The organism is Streptomyces sp. ME19-01-6, from assembly GCF_033793745.1.
In the GTDB taxonomy this organism is placed as follows: domain Bacteria; phylum Actinomycetota; class Actinomycetes; order Streptomycetales; family Streptomycetaceae; genus Streptomyces.
Window position 1 is genome coordinate 1 of record NZ_JARAXF010000017.1, and the last position, 15,577, is coordinate 15,577.

Here is a 15,577-nt window from a genome sequence, read left to right on the forward strand (position 1 = left end):
CAGGATGGCCACACCGATCCGCCTGCTGTGCTCGCGCGGCAATGAGTGTGTTGGCCAGGAGCATGGCGATGGTCATCGGGCCCACGCCGCCGGGGACGGAAGTGACGAAGGCCGCGGTGCCGACGACGGCGTCGGTGTCCACGTCCCCGCACAGACCCGCCGGGGAGCGGTGGATGCCGACGTCGATCACGGTGGCGCCGGGCTTGACCGCGTCGATGCCGATGAGACCCGGGATGCCGGCCGCCACGACCAGGACGTCGGCGCGGCGGCACACGGCGGCCAGGTCGCGGGTGCGTGAGTGGCAGATCGTGACGGTCGCGTTCCTCTCCAGCAGCAGCTGGCCCATCGGCTTCCCGACCAAGGTGCTGCGGCCGACGACGACGGCTTCGGCCCCCTCGAGAGGAATCCGGTGGGCGTCGAGCAGGGCCATCACCCCAGAGGGAGTGCAGGGTCGCAGGCCGGGGCTGCCCTGGGCGAGCAATCCGGCGTTCACGGTGGTCAGGCCGTCGACGTCCTTGTGCGCCGGGATGCGCGCGAGCAGGGCGGCGGCGTCCAGGTGGGCCGGTGTCGGCAGCTGCAGGAGGATCCCTGAGACCGCCGGGTCGGCCGCTAGTTCGTCGATGAGCGCGGCAGCGTCATCCTGAGTTGTCTCGGCTGGAAGATGCCGGTGCAGGTCGGTCATGCCGGCCGCGGTGCAGGCGCGGCGCTTGTTCCGGACGTACACCTCGCTCGCCGGGTCGTCGCCTATGAGGACGGTGGCCAGGCCGGGCGCGTTCCCCCCAGCGTCCACGAGTGCGGCGACGCCGGAGGCGACGTCGGAACGGACCTGCCGGGCAACGGCGGTGCCGTCGATGAGCTGCGCGGTCACGAGAATCCCTTGGAAGACGATTCAGAAGACGATGGTGGAGTTGCCGTGGACGGCGAGCCGGTCCTCCAGGTGCGCGCGCACGGCGCGCGAGAGAACGGCGCGCTCGACATCGGCGCCGAGGCGTACGAGGTCGGCGGTGGTGTGCCGGTGGTCGACCCGGACGACGTCCTGGTCGATGATCGGGCCCTCGTCCAGATCGGCGGTGACGTAGTGAGCGGTCGCACCGACCAGCTTCACGCCGCGGTCCTTGGCCTTCTGGTACGGGCCGGCCCCGATGAAGGCGGGCAGGAAGCTGTGGTGGATGTTGATCAGCGGACAGCCGACCGCTTCGAGGAAGGAGGGCGTGATGATCTGCATGTACCGCGCCAGCACGACGAGGTCGACGTTGCCGCGCAGCAGGTCGAGGATGCGGCTCTCCGCCTCGGCGCGGTTGTCCCGGGTGGCGGGGACGTGGATGTAAGGCACCCCGAAGGGCCGGACCTCGTCGGCGAGGTCGGGGTGGTTGGACACGACCATGACCACGTTCATGTCCAGTTGGCCGCGACGGTGACGCCAGAGCAGGTCGAGCACGCAGTGGTCGGTCTTGGACACCATGATGGCCACACGTTTGGGCCGGGCGGCCTCGGTGAGGCGGTGAGTCATGCCCCAGCGCTGAGCGACGCCGGTTTCGAACGCACGGTCCAATTCGTCCCGGGCTGCGGACAGGCCGGGCAGGTGGAACCCGGTGCGCTGGAAAAAGGTGCCGCCGACGGCAGTCGTCGAGAACTGGTCCAGGCTCGTGATGTTCGCACCGGCCTCGGCCAGGAACGTGCTCACTGCCGAGACCACGCCCGGCCGGTCGGGGCACTGGATCAGCAGACGCCCGTGGTCGGCTCGGTCCTCAGGGATCCCGCCCTCACGCGAAGTGCTCCCTTGGGACGTGGTGGGCGCGGACGCGGTTCGTGCGGACGTGGTGGGTGCGGACATGGCGACTCCGGTTTGATGGGCAGGGTGAGTACGCGCCGGCACAGTGCTGGTCGCGGCGTCGGTCATGTCAGGTCCGAGAGAAGACGCCGGCGCCACGCCTCGGTCGGCGCGAGATCGTTGAAGGTGAAGACGTGGAACCCGGCGACGGCGTCGTCGGCCTCCCCGAGATGGGGCGCGAGCCCCGAGAGCAAGGCGTCCGGCCGATAGCCGCCGGGGAGGAAGAAGCGCCGGAGCAGGGTCTGCTGCTTCTTCAGGAACTTCGCCGACTCCCCGAGGCCCAGTCCGCCTGCGACGCGCAACAGCTTCTGCCGGTGGACGGCACCGGGGAGGCCGATGTGGACCGGCAGGTTGACGTCGTAGGCGCGGACCCGGTGGATCCACGCCAGGATGGCTCGGGGATCGAAGACGATTTGCGTCGTGATGTGTGTGGCGAGCGGCGCCTTGTCCGCCAACGCCTGCATCAGCACCTGCTCCGATACGTCCGGATGGCCCTCGGGATGACCGCCGATCCCAATGTCGGTGAAGCCGTGGTCCAGTTCGTGCACCGCCCGTAGCAGCGCCAGAGCGTCGGCGAACGCCGTCGTCGTGGCGGTACGGTCGCCTCCGACCACGAACACGCCGGTGATACCGGCGTCGCGGCACCTGTCGACGAGACCGGCCAGGTGCTGGTGGTCCCTCACTTGCTGGGCCGACAGGTGCGGTGACACGGCATAACCGTGGCCCGCGAGCGCGACCGCCAGGTCGATGGTCGCGTCCTGTCCCTTGGCCGGTGAGGCGGTCACGGTGAGCGGAACGTCGGTCGGGACGTGGTCGCGGACGGCCTGCTCGGTCTTGGCGAACGGGATGACCTCGTAGCCGAGACCCCTCACGGCCCGGACAAGGTCAGCGCGCACGATCACGTCGTGCTGGGAGTGGAGTCGGTTCACGGTCGGCCTCTCGGATGGGGGGGTCGAGTGGTCCGGCACATCAGTGCTGAGCCGGCGGCCGGGTCCGTACCGTGGCCCGGATGGTGGTCTGCACGTGGTGGGGTTCGCTGAGCGGCCGGCCGGCTCCGCCGTCGGGCTCGCCCCACAGGACCTCGACGCGGTCGCCGTCGGTCAAGGACTCGTCGAGGATGGCGATGGTCACCACGCGCCCGACGTTGACGGTGTAGCCACCCCACGTGGACAGGCCCACGAGGCGATCGCCCTGCATCACGCTGTCCAGGTAGATCGTGGCGGGGTTCAGGTTGGGCAGGCTGAGCAGCTTGGGTCGGGGACCGTCTCCGAAGAAGCCGGCCCGGACCACCTCCATGACGTCGTCGGTGTCCCACTCCAGCCAGCGCTTGAGGCGCTTGGGTCCCTGGGCCGCCTGCTCGAGGGCTGTGCGGCCGATGAAGTCGTGGTCGAGCTTGACGATGGAGCCGTAGCCCAGCTCCCAGGGGTAGAAGTAGTAGTCCTGGATGTCGTCCGAGACGTAACTGCCCTCGATGGTGATCACGCCCTCCATCCCGAAACCGGGCAGGTGCTGCCGGTAGGCGGCCGTCTCCGGGGAGCTGTAGACGGCGGACGGGACGGCGGGGATCCACCCGGACTCGACCGTCGAGGACAGGTAGGACACGGCCCCGCCCTGGCGCAGGCCGCTCTGCGCGCCGGCGTACAACAGCGTCTCCAGGACGCGGGGGCCGTGCTCCACCGGGCCGAAGAGCTCCAGGCCGGTGTACTCCTCGCCCGGCACGCCCGCCATCGTGTGGTTCAGGGCGCGAACCGGGGTCCCCGCGATCTCGAAGGAGCCCATGCGGAAGAACGGAATGCGGTCGATCGGGCCGCCGACGGCGCGTTCCAGGATCTCCTGGGTGCGAGGGCCGTTGAGCTGGTATCGGTAGTGCTGTCGGCGGCCCAGCGGGTTGTAGACCGACGCCGGGTCCACGCTGAACTCGACGTCGTAGTCGACCTGTTGAGCTTGGAACTGCACCCAGTTGGCCGCCTGGGGGACACCGACCAAGCTCAGGTGGTCCTCCTCGAGGCCGAACAGGATGCAGTCGCCGATGTAGCGGCCGTCCGGCCCGACGGCGACGAACTGCTTGGCGCGGTCGCGGCCAAGGGTTGCCGGGCTGTTGACGCCGGTGTCGCCGATCAAGCGCTTCACGTCGGGCCCAGTGATGTGCACCTCGGTCATGTGGTGGGACTGGTCGAACAGGACACAAGCGTTCTTCCAGGCCCACTGCTCGTTGTGCCAGCTCGTGTACTCCTGGGCGTAGGTGAACGGGTAGTGCGTGGCGGGATTGGTCCGCAGCATCGCCAGCGGGCCCCCGCTGCGGTCAATGCGCTGCTGCAGGGTCTCGACGTGCGGTTGGTCGGTCACGGGGTGCCTCCTGGGTGGGTGGTGGTCGGCGGGGCGCCCGGGGTCGCTGCGACGAGATGCCGGGCAGTGCGTCGCGCTGGAGCGCGCGGAGAGGGCACCGCCCGGGCCTGGCATGCTCGGGGCGACTCCGTTCACTGGTCACCGGCCGCGGAGGTCCTCGTTCACGCAGCGGTTGCGCTGACGGCCGGGGCCGATGATGGAGCTGCCGGCGACGTCGACGGCAGAGAAGAAGCGGCCGCCATGGTGGGCACCGTTTCCCGGCCGGAGATCCTCAAGGACGAGGTCCTGGAGCCGCGCCCGTGAAGGACCATCTCGTCGGCGGCCAGTCCTGCATCACCTCGCCGTTGACCTGTAGGACGATCCGCACGGCGTCGCGGTCGGCCAAGGGCGCCGGCACGACGAATGGCCCGAACGGCTCGGCGCGGCATGTAATGGTTTCAGGCACCGGTCCGTCGCCGAACTGAGCGGCGAACAGCGACGTGAATGCTGTTTCCGGCGACGAAGCCGAGCGGCAGTTTCATCCCCATCGGCGGCATCGGCGACCTGCTCCGCCCCCCTGGGGAACTGGGCTGGTCCCGTGGCGTCGACCTGCACAGCCACGACTGCCTCCGCCGCGACGCGCTTCTCACCCAGGCGGCTGACGGCGGTCCGCGCCGGTTCGCCGGGCTGGTCGGGAACACCGAGGAGCCGCATCCCGTGCTCGGCACAGGCGGCCGTCGGGGCGGCCCGGACGGTGTTGACGTCGTAGCTGTCGCCCCAAGTCCGGTACAGGATTCCCTCCGCGGGTGGACCGAAGGTTGCCAGGCGGTCCAGGTCCCAGCGGCCGTCCCGGCGGGCCGGCTGCGCGGCCGTTGTGACCCGCTCGCGTCAGCGGCGACCTGCGCGGGAGGCACAGGGGTCCCTTCGGATACCACCATCGTCGTCTTCTCCTGGGGCGGGCTGCCTTCCGACTCTCGGCCGGGCGGCAGGAGGTGGGGTGGGGCCGCCGGCGACGCGCCGGGCTTTCGGTGCCTGCTCGTCCCGCCGACGTCGTTGATAGTGACAACAGCCGCACCGATGCGGAATGGTCGAACTGGTATGCCACCAATCCACAGGACGGATGGCGAGCCACCGACGTCCTCCTACTGAGCCGCCTACCGGACCCCAGCCAGCGGACCAGCTCCAAGCCTCGGTCCACGTGCGCCGTGAGGCGCCGACCCGCGACGAGTGCGGCGCCGACCCGGTTGCGGCGGCGCTTCGGTGAGGACCTGCTCGCCCGCGTCGACCGCGCCTACGAGCTCACGTCGTTCGCCGCCACTCTGCTGGTCCGGCTGTGGACGTGGTCGATGTCAAGGCCCTGATCCGGCGCGACGACGCGATCACCCTGCCGCGGGAGGCCGTCCGCGGCTGTCCCAGCGAGCCCTTGGTCCAGGTCCGCTGAGTCTGCGTGGCGGCGGAGTCCGACGACAGCGTGGACAACGAGTTGCCGTCCGCCGACCTGGCCCCTCGTCACCACCTACAGTGGGCACGCCCCGCTCCCCTACGCGCCCCTGCGCGGGATGCACCCGATTCCGCCGGTTGATGACGATGGCGGCGCGGCGCCTCCAGGATCGCGAACACCTGGTGGCGCTGAACCGGCCACGCCGGGATTCCCGCCCGGGCGGGAGGGAGCCGGAGTTGTTCACGGCGGCCTGATGCTGCGTCAGCACGACGCGGCCCTCCAGCTCCGCTGCCCGCCAATCGGCGCTGCGCGAAGTCGACGGCGCCGCCCGAGGTTCACACGTCGCGCCACCGGGCCGTGGCCGCGCAGGCCACCGACGCGAGCGTGCCACCCCCGGTTCCTCGTGTTCGACGTGGGCCGCTCTGCCCGGCTCGCCGTACCGCTGGTGCACGCGGGGCGGGCGCCTCCGTCTGGCACGCCCGCCGGTGCCCCGCCTGTCGAAGTGTGGCGTCAAGCCGTCGGGAAAGCAGGTGGTCACCGGGCCCGTCGGCGCGTTTCCAGACTCACTCTGCCACCGTGAAAAGTGCTGCTGCGCCGCCGAGCGCACGCGCAGTCCTCGCTGGAGGCCGTCCAGCACGCCTGCGAGCATCGCCTGGCTGATTGCCGCGCCAGGGGAGCCCTGCGGAGCCGTGGAACGTCCCCGGGTAGAGGTGGAGCTCGGTGGTGACCCCCGCCTGTACCAACCGCTGCGCGTAGCTCATCCCTTCGTCCCGCAGGGGATCGAACTCGCAGACGTAGACGAACGCCGGCGGCAACCCCGAGAGGTCCGCGACACGGGCCGGGGCCGCATACTCGGGGACCTCGGGGCCTCCGCGGCGGCCCTCGCCGCCCAGGTAGTGGCTCCAGCAGATCTCGGCGATGGGGCGGTTCCACACAGGGGTGTCGGTGAAGACCCGCATCGACGCTGTCTCCATTCGGTCGTCCAGCATCGGCACTCCCAGGTACTGGAAGCAGAGCGCCGGGCCTCCGCGGTCCCGGGCCATCAGGGCCAAGGCCGTGGCGAGCCCACCGCCCGCGCTGTCGCCGCCGATGGCCAGCCGGGCCGGGTCGATGTCCAGCTCCGCCGCGTGCCCGGCCGTCCAGACCAGTGCGGCGTAGGAGTCCTCCAGTCCGGCCGGGAAGGGATGCTCGGGCGAGCCGGTAGTCCACCGAGACCACCACCGCGCCGACCTGGTCGGCGATCCGCAGCAGGTCGGAGTGGCAGAAGTCCGGACTGCCGTGCACATAGCCGCCGCCGTGCAGGTACACCAGGCCGGGCAGCCCGCTGCCCACCGCTTCGGCGCCGACCGGGGTGTAGATCCGGACCGGGACCTGCGCTGCGCCCTCGGGCCCCGGGACAACAGCGGCACGGACGTCGACCGGCCGGTCCGGCTCGTACATGGGAAGGTCCGCCGTCATCGCCTTCTCTGCCGCACGGGCGGCGGCGATGTCGGAAAACGGCAGATCGGTGATCATCGGGACCCAGGGGGCCAGCGCGGGATCGAAGGCGTAGGACATGGTGCTCTGCTCCTCGGAAACGTCTTGCTCGCGCGATCTTCGTGACGGCAGGCAGCATTCCGCGCCAGGCGGTCCGGTGCGGTCGACGCGGCGTTGCGGAGCACGTCCCCGATGGTGAGGTCAAGGACGGGCCGGGAGGCGTCCGCAGGCAGGTACGAGCGGGTCAGCGGTTCTTGCATCGTCACTCCTCCAGGTCCTGCGCGGTGGGAACCGGGCCGCCGCCGTCGGGGATCCAGCGGCCCGAGTCGCGCCACTTGACCGCCTCGTGGAAGCCGTGGGTGGCGGCGAACTGTTGGAACCAGCGCCCCTCCGTCGAGTGCCGGGTGATGCCGTCGAAGAGGGTGGCCAGGATCTGGGTGCCGTGCAGGCCCATGTTGTCGTACGCCTGGTTGATCATCAGTTTCTGCATGGCGAGCTGGTTGACGGGCACCCCTGCGATCCGGTCGGCCAGTTCCTCCACTCGCGCGTCCAGTTCCCGCGGCGGAGCGGCATCCAGTACCAGGCCCCAGTCGGCGGCGGTCCGGCCGTCGATGGTGTCGCCGGTCAGCAGCATCCGCTTGGCGCGCTCGGCGCCCAGCCGATACACCCACATCGCTGTGGTCGGGCAGCCCCACACCCGCGCGGGCATGTAGCCGATCCGCGCGTCCTCGGCCATGACGACCAGATCGCAGGACAGGGCGATGTCGCTGCCGCCGGCGACGGCATGGCCGTGCACCTTGGCGATGGTGGGCTTCAGCGACCGCCACAGGGTGAAGAAGTCGTCGGTGAAGCCCTTCATCCAGGCGAAGTCCTTGATGGGATCCCACACCCGGTCGCCGCCGGTGGCGCCCTGGGTGCCGTGGCCGTCCTCGGCGGAAATCTTCAGGTCGTATCCGGAGCAGAAAGCCCGGCCCGCCCCCTGCAGCACGATGACGTGCACGCCGGGGTCGTCGTTGGCGCGCCGGACGGCGGCCGCGATGTCACCGGGCATCCGGAAGTCGATCGCGTTGAGCCGGTCGGGACGGTTGAGAGTGAGGTACGCCTTGCGGTCCCTCACCTCGTACAGGACAGTCGAGTGTTGATCGTCGGTCATATGAGCTCCGTACTGTGTCGGCCGGCCCGGCGCCGCGGTGGCGAGGTGGGCCGAGCGCTCCGGGAAGGGTGGAGTGCAGTGGTCGGTCGGTCAGAACGTCTCGCCGTGCTCGGCTCTCTCGCGCAGCGGCGTCTTCGGGAGCGAAGCGCTCGCCATACGCGGCGGCCAGGCGGTCGGCGCGGGCGACGAAGGCCGGCAGGCCGCCGGGGTAGTCGTTGACGTCTTGCCAGTGCACCGCCGGTTGAGGGCCGCGAGCCGAGACCCAGAAGGCCAGGAGGAGACGGCGAGCGCTCAGCTCCTCGGACGCGGTCGATGCCCGTCGCAGGGCGGCTTACGACGTCGAAGTCCGTGACCTGTCGCGGGAGTCGGCCTTCTTTCATCCTGCTCCCTCCGGACCGCCAGAGCCTGAGGACCCGGTGAGCAACGGCCGCACGATCCGGCCCCACCGTTCCAGCAGCGCATCGCGGTCCGCGTCCTCCCGGTAGAGCACGTCGGAGATTGCCATGCCGCGCAGCAACTGCACGGTCAGCTCGGCGACTGCCGGGTATGCCGCCGAAGCGGTGAGTTCGGGGCCCATCACCTCGTCGACCACCCGGTACAGGTCCCGACGGGCCGCCCCTTCGGCACGGCGCAGCACCTCCCGCAGTCGCGGGTTGGTGCGCGCCACCGCCCACAACTCCATCTACGCACCGAACGAGGGCCCGCACATGACGGTTCGTAGCACGCACAACGAACGTGACACCGGGTCACCGTCCGGCCGAGCCACGGCCAGTTCCTCGCGTACCGCCCGCTCGTTCCGGGTGACGAGCAAACCGATCGCGGCCCCGAACAAGTCCTCATGGGTGGGGAAGTGATGCAGCAGCGCACCCCTGCTGACACCGGCCCGTCGCTGCACCTCCAGGGTCGTCGTCGCCGTGACGCCCACCTCGATCAGCGAGTCCACAGCGGCGTCCACGATCCGGGCCAGCGTCCTATCACGCTGTTGATCCCGCTTGCCCATGGGCTCCACTCCTTCACAGTCAGCACTGACTGTGAAGCAGTGACCGCCCCAATGGTTCTGCTCGGCGACCATGATCGTTCTGGGACGCCTGGTCGAACCGGCCGTCAGATCGCGGAGGCGCTGGCCGCCCGTCCCGACGACAAGCAGCCCTGCCGACCGGACGTTGCCCGTACCGTCACTTCGTCGCGGTACACGCACTCGGCGACGTCGAGGGGGCGTCCGGAAGGCGTTGCCCGCGTCGCCACCGGCTGGCAGGGGCATAAAGGGCCTGTTCAATGCCGTACGCCCAAGCCCCAAGAGCCGTCTGCGGCCGGACGGCTCTGCCTGCTATTGCCAGACGTACCAACGGCGCTGGCACCTGACGGAGTCGTCCCAAAAACGTCTGCTCGTTGGATCGAGCACGTGCCGCACAGTGGATGTCGTGCCACACCGATCCAGGTGAGGCGGCTGCCGATCGTGTTCAACCTCTGGCCGCCGCACTCCTTCTGAGCAGCGGCGCGCCTCGTCCGCCGCGGCGTGAACCGTGTCCCGAGACGCCGACCCGATCGGCACGCCGGGACGCGCAGACCACGACACCACGCGGCGGGACTGCTCACCCACAGCAGTCGTCCACGCGCTGACCAAGGAGTTCCCTCCCATTGTCCCGTCGTTCCCTTTTCGTTCTCGGCAGTCACCGCAACAACGGGAACACCGGGTTGCTCGCGCGCCAGGCCGCCGCCCAACTTCCGCCGACGTCGAGCAGCAGTGGATCTCGCTCGCCGAGCATCCGCTCCCCGACTTCGACGACCTGCGGCACGGCGCGGGGCACCCCACACGGCCCATGGAGGGCAACCACGCGCTGCTTCTCGAGGCCACTTCGACAGAGTCTTCCGAAGTGCCGTGCACACTCGGCCATACCTCAGGGCCCCGCGGCGGCGACACTCGGCGACGAACCCACGTGACGCACACCACCGGCTGCGGCAACGCGCTCGCCGTTCGGATGCGTCGGATACCGGAATTCGCTAGGCGACACGTTCCGCCGCACGCCCCAGCGCATCACGGAACCATCGGTGGCCGGGATCGTCGCTCATGGTCGGGTGCCATCGCAGCGACAGGTTGAGAGGTCCGATGTCCACCGGGCTCGGCAGGATCCGCACGGGCGCCACGGGTGCCAGGCGTCGCGCGAGTCTCTCCTGAAGGAAGGCGACGCGGTTGCTGCCGGCGAGCAGGAACGGGACCGAGAGGAAGCTGTCGGTCACCACCTCCACGTGCGGCTCAATGCCGTTCGACCGCAGGTGGCGCAGCGCCGGGAAGCTGGCCGGGTCGGAGTGGGTGAACTGGCTCACCCACGGCAGGAGGGCGAGTTCGGCCAGGGTCGGCTCGCTGCTGATCACGGTGTTGCTGTCGGCCACGACGCACACCCAGCGGTCGCGCAGCAGGAGCCGGCCGGGATAGCCCTGCACCAGCTCGTGCGGCAGGACCACCCCGTCGGTGTGCCGGATCAGGGCGTCGGCGTCGAGGTGGGAGCTGGTGGTGAGGGGGCGAAGGTCGAGTCCGGCGCCGGGGGCCTCCTCGGCCAGAATCCGGTTGAGTTCCTCGAACAGGATGGCGACGGTGTAGTCGGAGAGCGCGAGGGAGAACTGCCGGTTGGTCGTCGCGGGGTCGAAGTCGTCGCCGAACACGCGCTCCAGCGCTTCGGTGGCCGACTCGATCCGTGACAGCAGGCTGGCGGCCAGCGGCGTGAGCTCGTAGTCCCGGCCCACCCGGATCAGCAGCTGGTCGCCGAACCGGCGACGAAGGCGGGCCAGCACCGCGCTGGTGGCGGGCTGGCTCAGGCCGAGGGACTCGCCGGCCCGGGTGACGTTGCGCTCGACCAGCAGGGCACGCAGCACGGGCAGGGTCGCCACGTCCTGGTTGCGCAGTATCCGGCCTGACGGCTCTGGGGTGCGTCCACCTGCCGTCGGGCTTGGAGTCGAGTTGTACGTCACCGCGGTGTCCTCCCCCGGCTTCTGTTTCAGGCGCGGTTCGGCGAGCCCACCAGCACAGCAGTGCGGCTCCGATGCCTTCGCCGAACGACCCGCACCGGCCGGTCGATGCTGAGCATCCGTTCCGTCGATGGGTCACATACAAGGCTGAGCATATCCCAGGCCTCGTGGCCCGGTTCACAATCAGATCATCCTCCGGCCGGCCCGTCCTCCGGGCTCCTTGCCGTCCGCCGGAACGGTCGGACAGACCAATGGCGAAAGGTGATCCATGACTTTCCGCCGTCCAGGTGTCGTGCGTCCCGCACGACCCAGCGTCACCGAAACGGAAACGTGACCCATGACTGAGACCACCCCTGTCACGCGCGCTCCGGAACACCCGGTCGACCCGGCGACCGGACTGCGCGCGGGAACCTTCGCGCTCGGTACCTTCGCCGGCAAGACGCATGCCTTCCCGGCCCTCGTGACCGCCGACGGCATGGTCACCGACCTGTCCGACCGGTTCCACGACCTGCACGAGGTCTTCGCCGACTGGACGACGAACCTCCAGTTCCTCGAGGAGGTGTGGACCGACTCCTCCCGACCGACGCGGCCGTTGGCGGAGCTGCGTGCGCTACCGCCGCTCAGCCATCCCAACCTCCTGGGCGCCGGCGCCAACTACAAGACTCATTCGGCGCAGATGCTGACGAAGAACGCCTTCAACCAGCACAACCGCCGAGCGGGCGAGACCGACGAGGAGTTCTTCCAGCGCAATCTCGCGTTCATGGAGCGCCGGTCGCGAGAGGGGATTCCCTTCGCCTGGGTCGGGATGCACTCCTCGCTCGTGGGGGCGACCGACGACGTTGTGCTGCCAGCCCTGGGCGACGAGCCCGACTGGGAGCTCGAACTCGGGGTCGTCGTCGGCGGCACCGGTCGGTTCCTCACCCCGGACGAGGCGACAGGGCTGATCGCCGGCTACACGATCGTCAACGACCTAGGCACAGTCGACCAGTTCCGCCGCACCGACATCCCTTGGGGCTTCGACTGGATGGGCAAGCACCAGCCTGCGTTCAAGCCGGCGGGGCCGTTCGTCGTGCCCGCACAGTTCTTCACGCTCGACGACACCATCCGGACCACATTGAAGGTCAACGGCCAGGTCATGCAGGACTGGCCGACCGGCGACATGATCTTCGACCCGGCGCAGTTCGTGGCGTACGCCTCCGAGCACGTCCGGCTGACGCCCGGGGACATCATCTTCATGGGCTCTCCGCCCGGGAACGGCAAGCACCACGGTCGCTTCCTGCACGACGGAGACGTCATCGACAGTGAGATCACCTACCTCGGACGGCAGCGCAATCGCTGCGTCGCCGAGGTCCTGCAGGGCCGCAAGCCCCACTTCGGCCGCTTCCCGACCGACTGAGCTCGGCCGACCGACTGAGCTCGGTCGGCCAGCCTGGTCGGCCCCACCCAAGCGATTTCTGATCCACCGGAGAGCGAGGTGCACCATGTCGTCCACCGCCGAGACACATGTCGAACCGGACTGGTACCCGGAGGAGGACCTAGGGGGCCGTTCCCTCGGTGGTGGGATCCGCTCACCCGAGCGGTACGCCGAGTACACCCGTCTGCGCCGCGAGTGCCCGGTCGCCTTCAGCGACACCTCCGAAACGCACGCGACCCAGACCCGGTACACGGACGTCAGCGCCGCCGCCCTGGACACAGCACGCTTCCGCAGCGACCCCTCGACCACCCCGTTCATCGGGATGCCGCTCGGCGACCAGATCCCCATCACCTTGCACTCGCCGAGCACGGCCTGTTCCGGCGCATGCTCAACTGCTACTTCAGGCCGGACCGCATGGCCGCGCTCGAGCCGCTCATCCGGCGCTACGCCGTCGAGCACATCGAGACGCTCCTCGCCGCCGGGGAGGCCGACGTGAATCCCACGCTCTGCAGGCATGTCTCGGCCCAGGCCTTGGCGGCGCTGCTCAACCTTCCCGAAGAGGCCGCGCGGGAGCTGCTCGACCACTGGCAGACCGTGCTGGACACGGAATACGACGTCGAGAAATTCAACGACGTCATGTTCGGCGTCTCCGCCCAGTACGCCGGTGTCGTCGTCGCGCAGCGACGGGCCGCACCGCTCGCTCCCGACGACGACATGATCAGCGGCACCCTGGCCACCGAGATCAACGGCACCAAACTCACCGACGACCAGGTCATCAAAATCGCCATAGCGACGATCGCCGCCGGGCACTTCACGACTGCGGAGACACTCGGGTCGGCGATCCACCGGGTGGCCACCGTCCCCGGGCTGCAGGAGACGCTACGGTCGCGGCCCGACCTCATACCGACGGCAGTGGAGGAGATGATCAGCCTCGCCCTGCCCCTCCACGAACTCGGCCGGATGGCCGCCCCCGACGTCGAACTGCACGGCCGCACCATCCCGCGGGGCTGCCCCGTCGGGCTCAACTTCGCCGCCGCCAACCGCGACCCCGAGGCCTTCGACAACCCCGACGAGTTCGTCCTCGACCGGAGCCAGAACCGCCACCTCGGCTTCGGCCACGGCGTCCACAAGTGCGTCGGTGCCCCGCTGGCCCGCTTGGAGATGAGGGTCATGTTGGAGGAGATCCTGGCCAGGACGACGTCCACCGAGCCCGACGGTGAGCCCCAGAACGACGTGGGCCTGCTGGGCGGGGGCTTCGAGAGGGCGCCGGTCCGTCTCCGGAGCGCGGCCGACCACGACAACTGACCCCTCGTCCGACCCGCCTTTCTTGTGCGGCCCGTGGGCGGCCGCGGCTCGCGAGCGACCGCTTGATCCGGTCGCCGATCCACGAGCGCGGCTTTCCCAACGCTCATCCACTCGTCACCCCACGGGAAGAGAAACAGACATGGCGATCGTTTCCCTGCCACCTGTCCAGCGCCTCAGACCTCTGGCACCACTCGTCGTACGCGTGGCCGCCGGGGTCACCCTGATCGCGCACGGCTTCCACTACTCTCCCGCAGAGTTCGGCCAACTCGCCCGCCAGGCTTTCGGCTTGCCGTTCCCCGGCCTCATCGGCCGGGCGGCGATCCTGCTGCAAGTGGTCGGAGGCGGCATGTTCGTCCTCGGCCTGCTGTCGCGGATCGTCGCGATCCCGGCGATCGTGCACATGGCGCTCGCCCTCTCGTGGGAGGTGCAGTTCGGGCTCGCGCCGGAGAACACGGCGGAGAGCATCGGCGCGCAGGTTCCACTCCTCATCATGGCGGGCTTCATCCTCGTGCTGCTCGCTCGCCCCGGGCCCGTGTCCCTGGACAGGTTGATCGGCTGGGACAACGGCTGGGATCAGCGCTCCCAGCCGGCTCGGACGGATGAGGTGGTGGCGCCGTGAGCGTGCCCACCGTCGATGTGCACGCCCATGCGGGCGTACCGGCCGTCGACGCGCTGATCGAGGGGCAGCCGGGCCTGGCACAGCAGCGGGAGATCGACGCGGCTACCCTCGGCCGGGCGTCCCTGGCGGTGAACCTGAAGCAGATCGCCGAGCTCGGGCCGAAGCTGGTCGACCTCGAGCTGCGGCTGGCCGCGATGGACGCCGCGCGTGTGCAGGTGCAGGCGGTCAGCGCAGTACCGCTGCCCCATGCGTGGGCCGACCGGGAGCTGGCCACCCGCATCATCGCGATGGGCAACGAGGGCATCGCCGCGTTGTGCGCGAAGGAACCGACTCGGCTGCTTCCGATCGGAGCCGTAGCGCTGCAGCACCCCGACCTGGCGGTCGGGCAGCTGGTGACAGCGGTCCGCGACCTCGGTATGCGGGGGGTGCAGATCTCGACCTCCGCCGGCCCGGGCCAGGAACTCGACGACCCGTCGCTGGCCGACTTCTGGGCCGCCGCCGAGGAACTGGGCGCCGCCGTGCTCATCCACCCCTGGGGCTGCACCCTCGGCGAGCGGCTGAATGCCTACTACCTGTTCAACAGCGTGGGCAACCCGACCGAAACCGCTCTCGCACTGTCCCGGATCGTGTTCTCCGGACTGCTCGAGCGGCACCCGCGGCTGAAGATCTGGTCCGCGCACGGCGGTGGCTACCTGGCCAGTTACATGGTCCGCGCCGACCACGCCTGGGCGGCCCGCGCCGACGCGCACACCACCGTCGAGCCGCCGTCCGCGCTGCTGCGCCGCACCTTCGTCGACTCGCTGGTCTACACCACTGAGCAGCTGCGGCACCTGGTCGGCTCGATGGGCGCGAGTCAGGTGACCCTCGGCAGCGACTACCCCTTCGACATGGGCGTGGTCGACCCGGTCGACCGCCTGGAGGCGGCCGGCTTCGACCAGGCCACGACTGACGCCATCCGCGGTGGCAACGCCGCCCGCCTCCTGGGTCCGATCCCGACGGTGGGAACCGCGCACTCATGACGAAGCCCCCATGACCTTGCTGCCGATCCT

The 15,577-nt window shown here is 69.8% G+C and carries 14 protein-coding genes and 2 pseudogenes; 7 read left to right on the forward strand and 9 right to left on the reverse strand.

Annotation, left to right across the window (positions count from 1 at the left end; genetic code table 11):
* From folD to PV419_RS30820, 4 genes are all read right to left on the reverse strand, one after another.
* Nucleotides 1-868, reverse strand: an 868-nt coding sequence (gene folD / locus PV419_RS30805) for a bifunctional methylenetetrahydrofolate dehydrogenase/methenyltetrahydrofolate cyclohydrolase FolD (protein WP_319694553.1), incomplete at its 3' end; no start/stop codon positions are given.
* Nucleotides 869-889: 21 nt separating this feature from the next.
* Nucleotides 890-1,834, reverse strand: a complete 945-nt coding sequence (gene purU, locus PV419_RS30810) for a formyltetrahydrofolate deformylase (protein ID WP_319694554.1) — start codon at nt 1,832-1,834, stop codon at nt 890-892.
* Between the two features lie 62 nt (nt 1,835-1,896).
* Nucleotides 1,897-2,727 carry a methylenetetrahydrofolate reductase gene (locus PV419_RS30815; RefSeq protein ID WP_319694555.1) on the reverse strand — a complete coding sequence of 277 codons (831 nt, stop codon included), beginning with the start codon at nt 2,725-2,727 and terminating at the stop codon, nt 1,897-1,899.
* A 73-nt stretch (nt 2,728-2,800) separates the two neighbouring features.
* Nucleotides 2,801-4,177 carry an aminomethyl transferase family protein gene (locus tag PV419_RS30820; RefSeq protein WP_319694556.1) on the reverse strand — a complete coding sequence of 459 codons (1,377 nt, stop codon included), beginning with the start codon at nt 4,175-4,177 and terminating at the stop codon, nt 2,801-2,803.
* A 299-nt stretch (nt 4,178-4,476) separates the two neighbouring features.
* Between PV419_RS30820 and PV419_RS30825 the strand changes: the two genes are divergently transcribed.
* On the forward strand, nt 4,477-4,641 hold the full coding sequence (locus PV419_RS30825) for a hypothetical protein (RefSeq protein WP_319673149.1): 165 nt from the start codon (nt 4,477-4,479) through the stop codon (nt 4,639-4,641).
* A gap of 720 nt (nt 4,642-5,361) precedes the next feature.
* Nucleotides 5,362-5,517: a hypothetical protein gene (locus tag PV419_RS30830; protein ID WP_319694557.1), complete on the forward strand. Its 156-nt coding sequence runs from the start codon at nt 5,362-5,364 to the stop codon at nt 5,515-5,517.
* Between the two features lie 643 nt (nt 5,518-6,160).
* Here the strand turns inward: PV419_RS30830 and PV419_RS30835 are convergent.
* The 4 genes and pseudogenes from PV419_RS30835 to PV419_RS30855 all read right to left on the reverse strand — a co-directional run bounded on the left by PV419_RS30835 (nt 6,161) and on the right by PV419_RS30855 (nt 9,226).
* Nucleotides 6,161-7,154: pseudogene (locus PV419_RS30835) on the reverse strand (alpha/beta hydrolase).
* A 181-nt stretch (nt 7,155-7,335) separates the two neighbouring features.
* Nucleotides 7,336-8,226, reverse strand: a complete 891-nt coding sequence (locus tag PV419_RS30845; RefSeq protein WP_319694559.1) for a crotonase/enoyl-CoA hydratase family protein — start codon at nt 8,224-8,226, stop codon at nt 7,336-7,338.
* 376 nt (nt 8,227-8,602) lie between these two features.
* Complete coding sequence (locus PV419_RS30850; protein ID WP_319694561.1) at nt 8,603-8,908, reverse strand: hypothetical protein; 306 nt, start codon at nt 8,906-8,908, stop codon at nt 8,603-8,605.
* Nucleotides 8,909-9,226: a helix-turn-helix domain-containing protein gene (locus PV419_RS30855; protein ID WP_319694563.1), complete on the reverse strand. Its 318-nt coding sequence runs from the start codon at nt 9,224-9,226 to the stop codon at nt 8,909-8,911.
* 638 nt (nt 9,227-9,864) lie between these two features.
* Between PV419_RS30855 and PV419_RS30860 the strand changes: the two are divergent.
* Nucleotides 9,865-10,082 (forward strand): annotated as a pseudogene (locus tag PV419_RS30860) (NAD(P)H-dependent oxidoreductase); the annotation flags it as partial.
* Nucleotides 10,083-10,227: 145 nt separating this feature from the next.
* Here PV419_RS30860 and PV419_RS30865 read toward each other — a convergent pair.
* On the reverse strand, nt 10,228-11,112 hold the full coding sequence (locus PV419_RS30865) for a LysR family transcriptional regulator (protein WP_319694854.1): 885 nt from the start codon (nt 11,110-11,112) through the stop codon (nt 10,228-10,230).
* Between the two features lie 415 nt (nt 11,113-11,527).
* On the opposite strand from PV419_RS30865, the gene PV419_RS30870 reads away from it, so the two are divergent.
* The 4 genes from PV419_RS30870 to PV419_RS30885 all read left to right on the forward strand — a co-directional run bounded on the left by PV419_RS30870 (nt 11,528) and on the right by PV419_RS30885 (nt 15,547).
* The gene (locus PV419_RS30870; protein ID WP_319694565.1) at nt 11,528-12,586 is read left to right on the forward strand and encodes a fumarylacetoacetate hydrolase family protein; all 1,059 of its coding nucleotides are present in this window, start codon (nt 11,528-11,530) and stop codon (nt 12,584-12,586) included.
* Between the two features lie 432 nt (nt 12,587-13,018).
* Nucleotides 13,019-13,909, forward strand: coding sequence for a cytochrome P450 (locus PV419_RS30875; protein WP_319694567.1), 891 nt, complete (start codon nt 13,019-13,021; stop codon nt 13,907-13,909).
* 139 nt (nt 13,910-14,048) lie between these two features.
* Nucleotides 14,049-14,528 carry a DoxX family protein gene (locus tag PV419_RS30880; RefSeq protein ID WP_319694568.1) on the forward strand — a complete coding sequence of 160 codons (480 nt, stop codon included), beginning with the start codon at nt 14,049-14,051 and terminating at the stop codon, nt 14,526-14,528.
* The gene (locus tag PV419_RS30885; RefSeq protein ID WP_319694570.1) at nt 14,525-15,547 is read left to right on the forward strand and encodes an amidohydrolase family protein; all 1,023 of its coding nucleotides are present in this window, start codon (nt 14,525-14,527) and stop codon (nt 15,545-15,547) included. The genes PV419_RS30880 and PV419_RS30885 overlap by 4 nt, the downstream gene beginning before the upstream one ends.
* Nucleotides 15,548-15,577: the final 30 nt, after the last annotated feature.

Excerpts from the sequence above, each read along its gene's own strand:
- purU (WP_319694554.1), bottom strand. The coding sequence starts at position 1,834 with ATGTCCGCACCCACCACGTCCGCACGAACCGCGTCCGCGCCCACCACG.
- PV419_RS30845 (WP_319694559.1), bottom strand. The coding sequence starts at position 8,226 with ATGACCGACGATCAACACTCGACTGTCCTGTACGAGGTGAGGGACCGC.
- PV419_RS30850 (WP_319694561.1), bottom strand. The coding sequence starts at position 8,908 with ATGGAGTTGTGGGCGGTGGCGCGCACCAACCCGCGACTGCGGGAGGTG.
- PV419_RS30855 (WP_319694563.1), bottom strand. The coding sequence starts at position 9,226 with ATGGGCAAGCGGGATCAACAGCGTGATAGGACGCTGGCCCGGATCGTG.
- PV419_RS30870 (WP_319694565.1), top strand. The coding sequence starts at position 11,528 with ATGACTGAGACCACCCCTGTCACGCGCGCTCCGGAACACCCGGTCGAC.
- PV419_RS30875 (WP_319694567.1), top strand. The coding sequence starts at position 13,019 with ATGGCCGCGCTCGAGCCGCTCATCCGGCGCTACGCCGTCGAGCACATC.
- PV419_RS30880 (WP_319694568.1), top strand. The coding sequence starts at position 14,049 with ATGGCGATCGTTTCCCTGCCACCTGTCCAGCGCCTCAGACCTCTGGCA.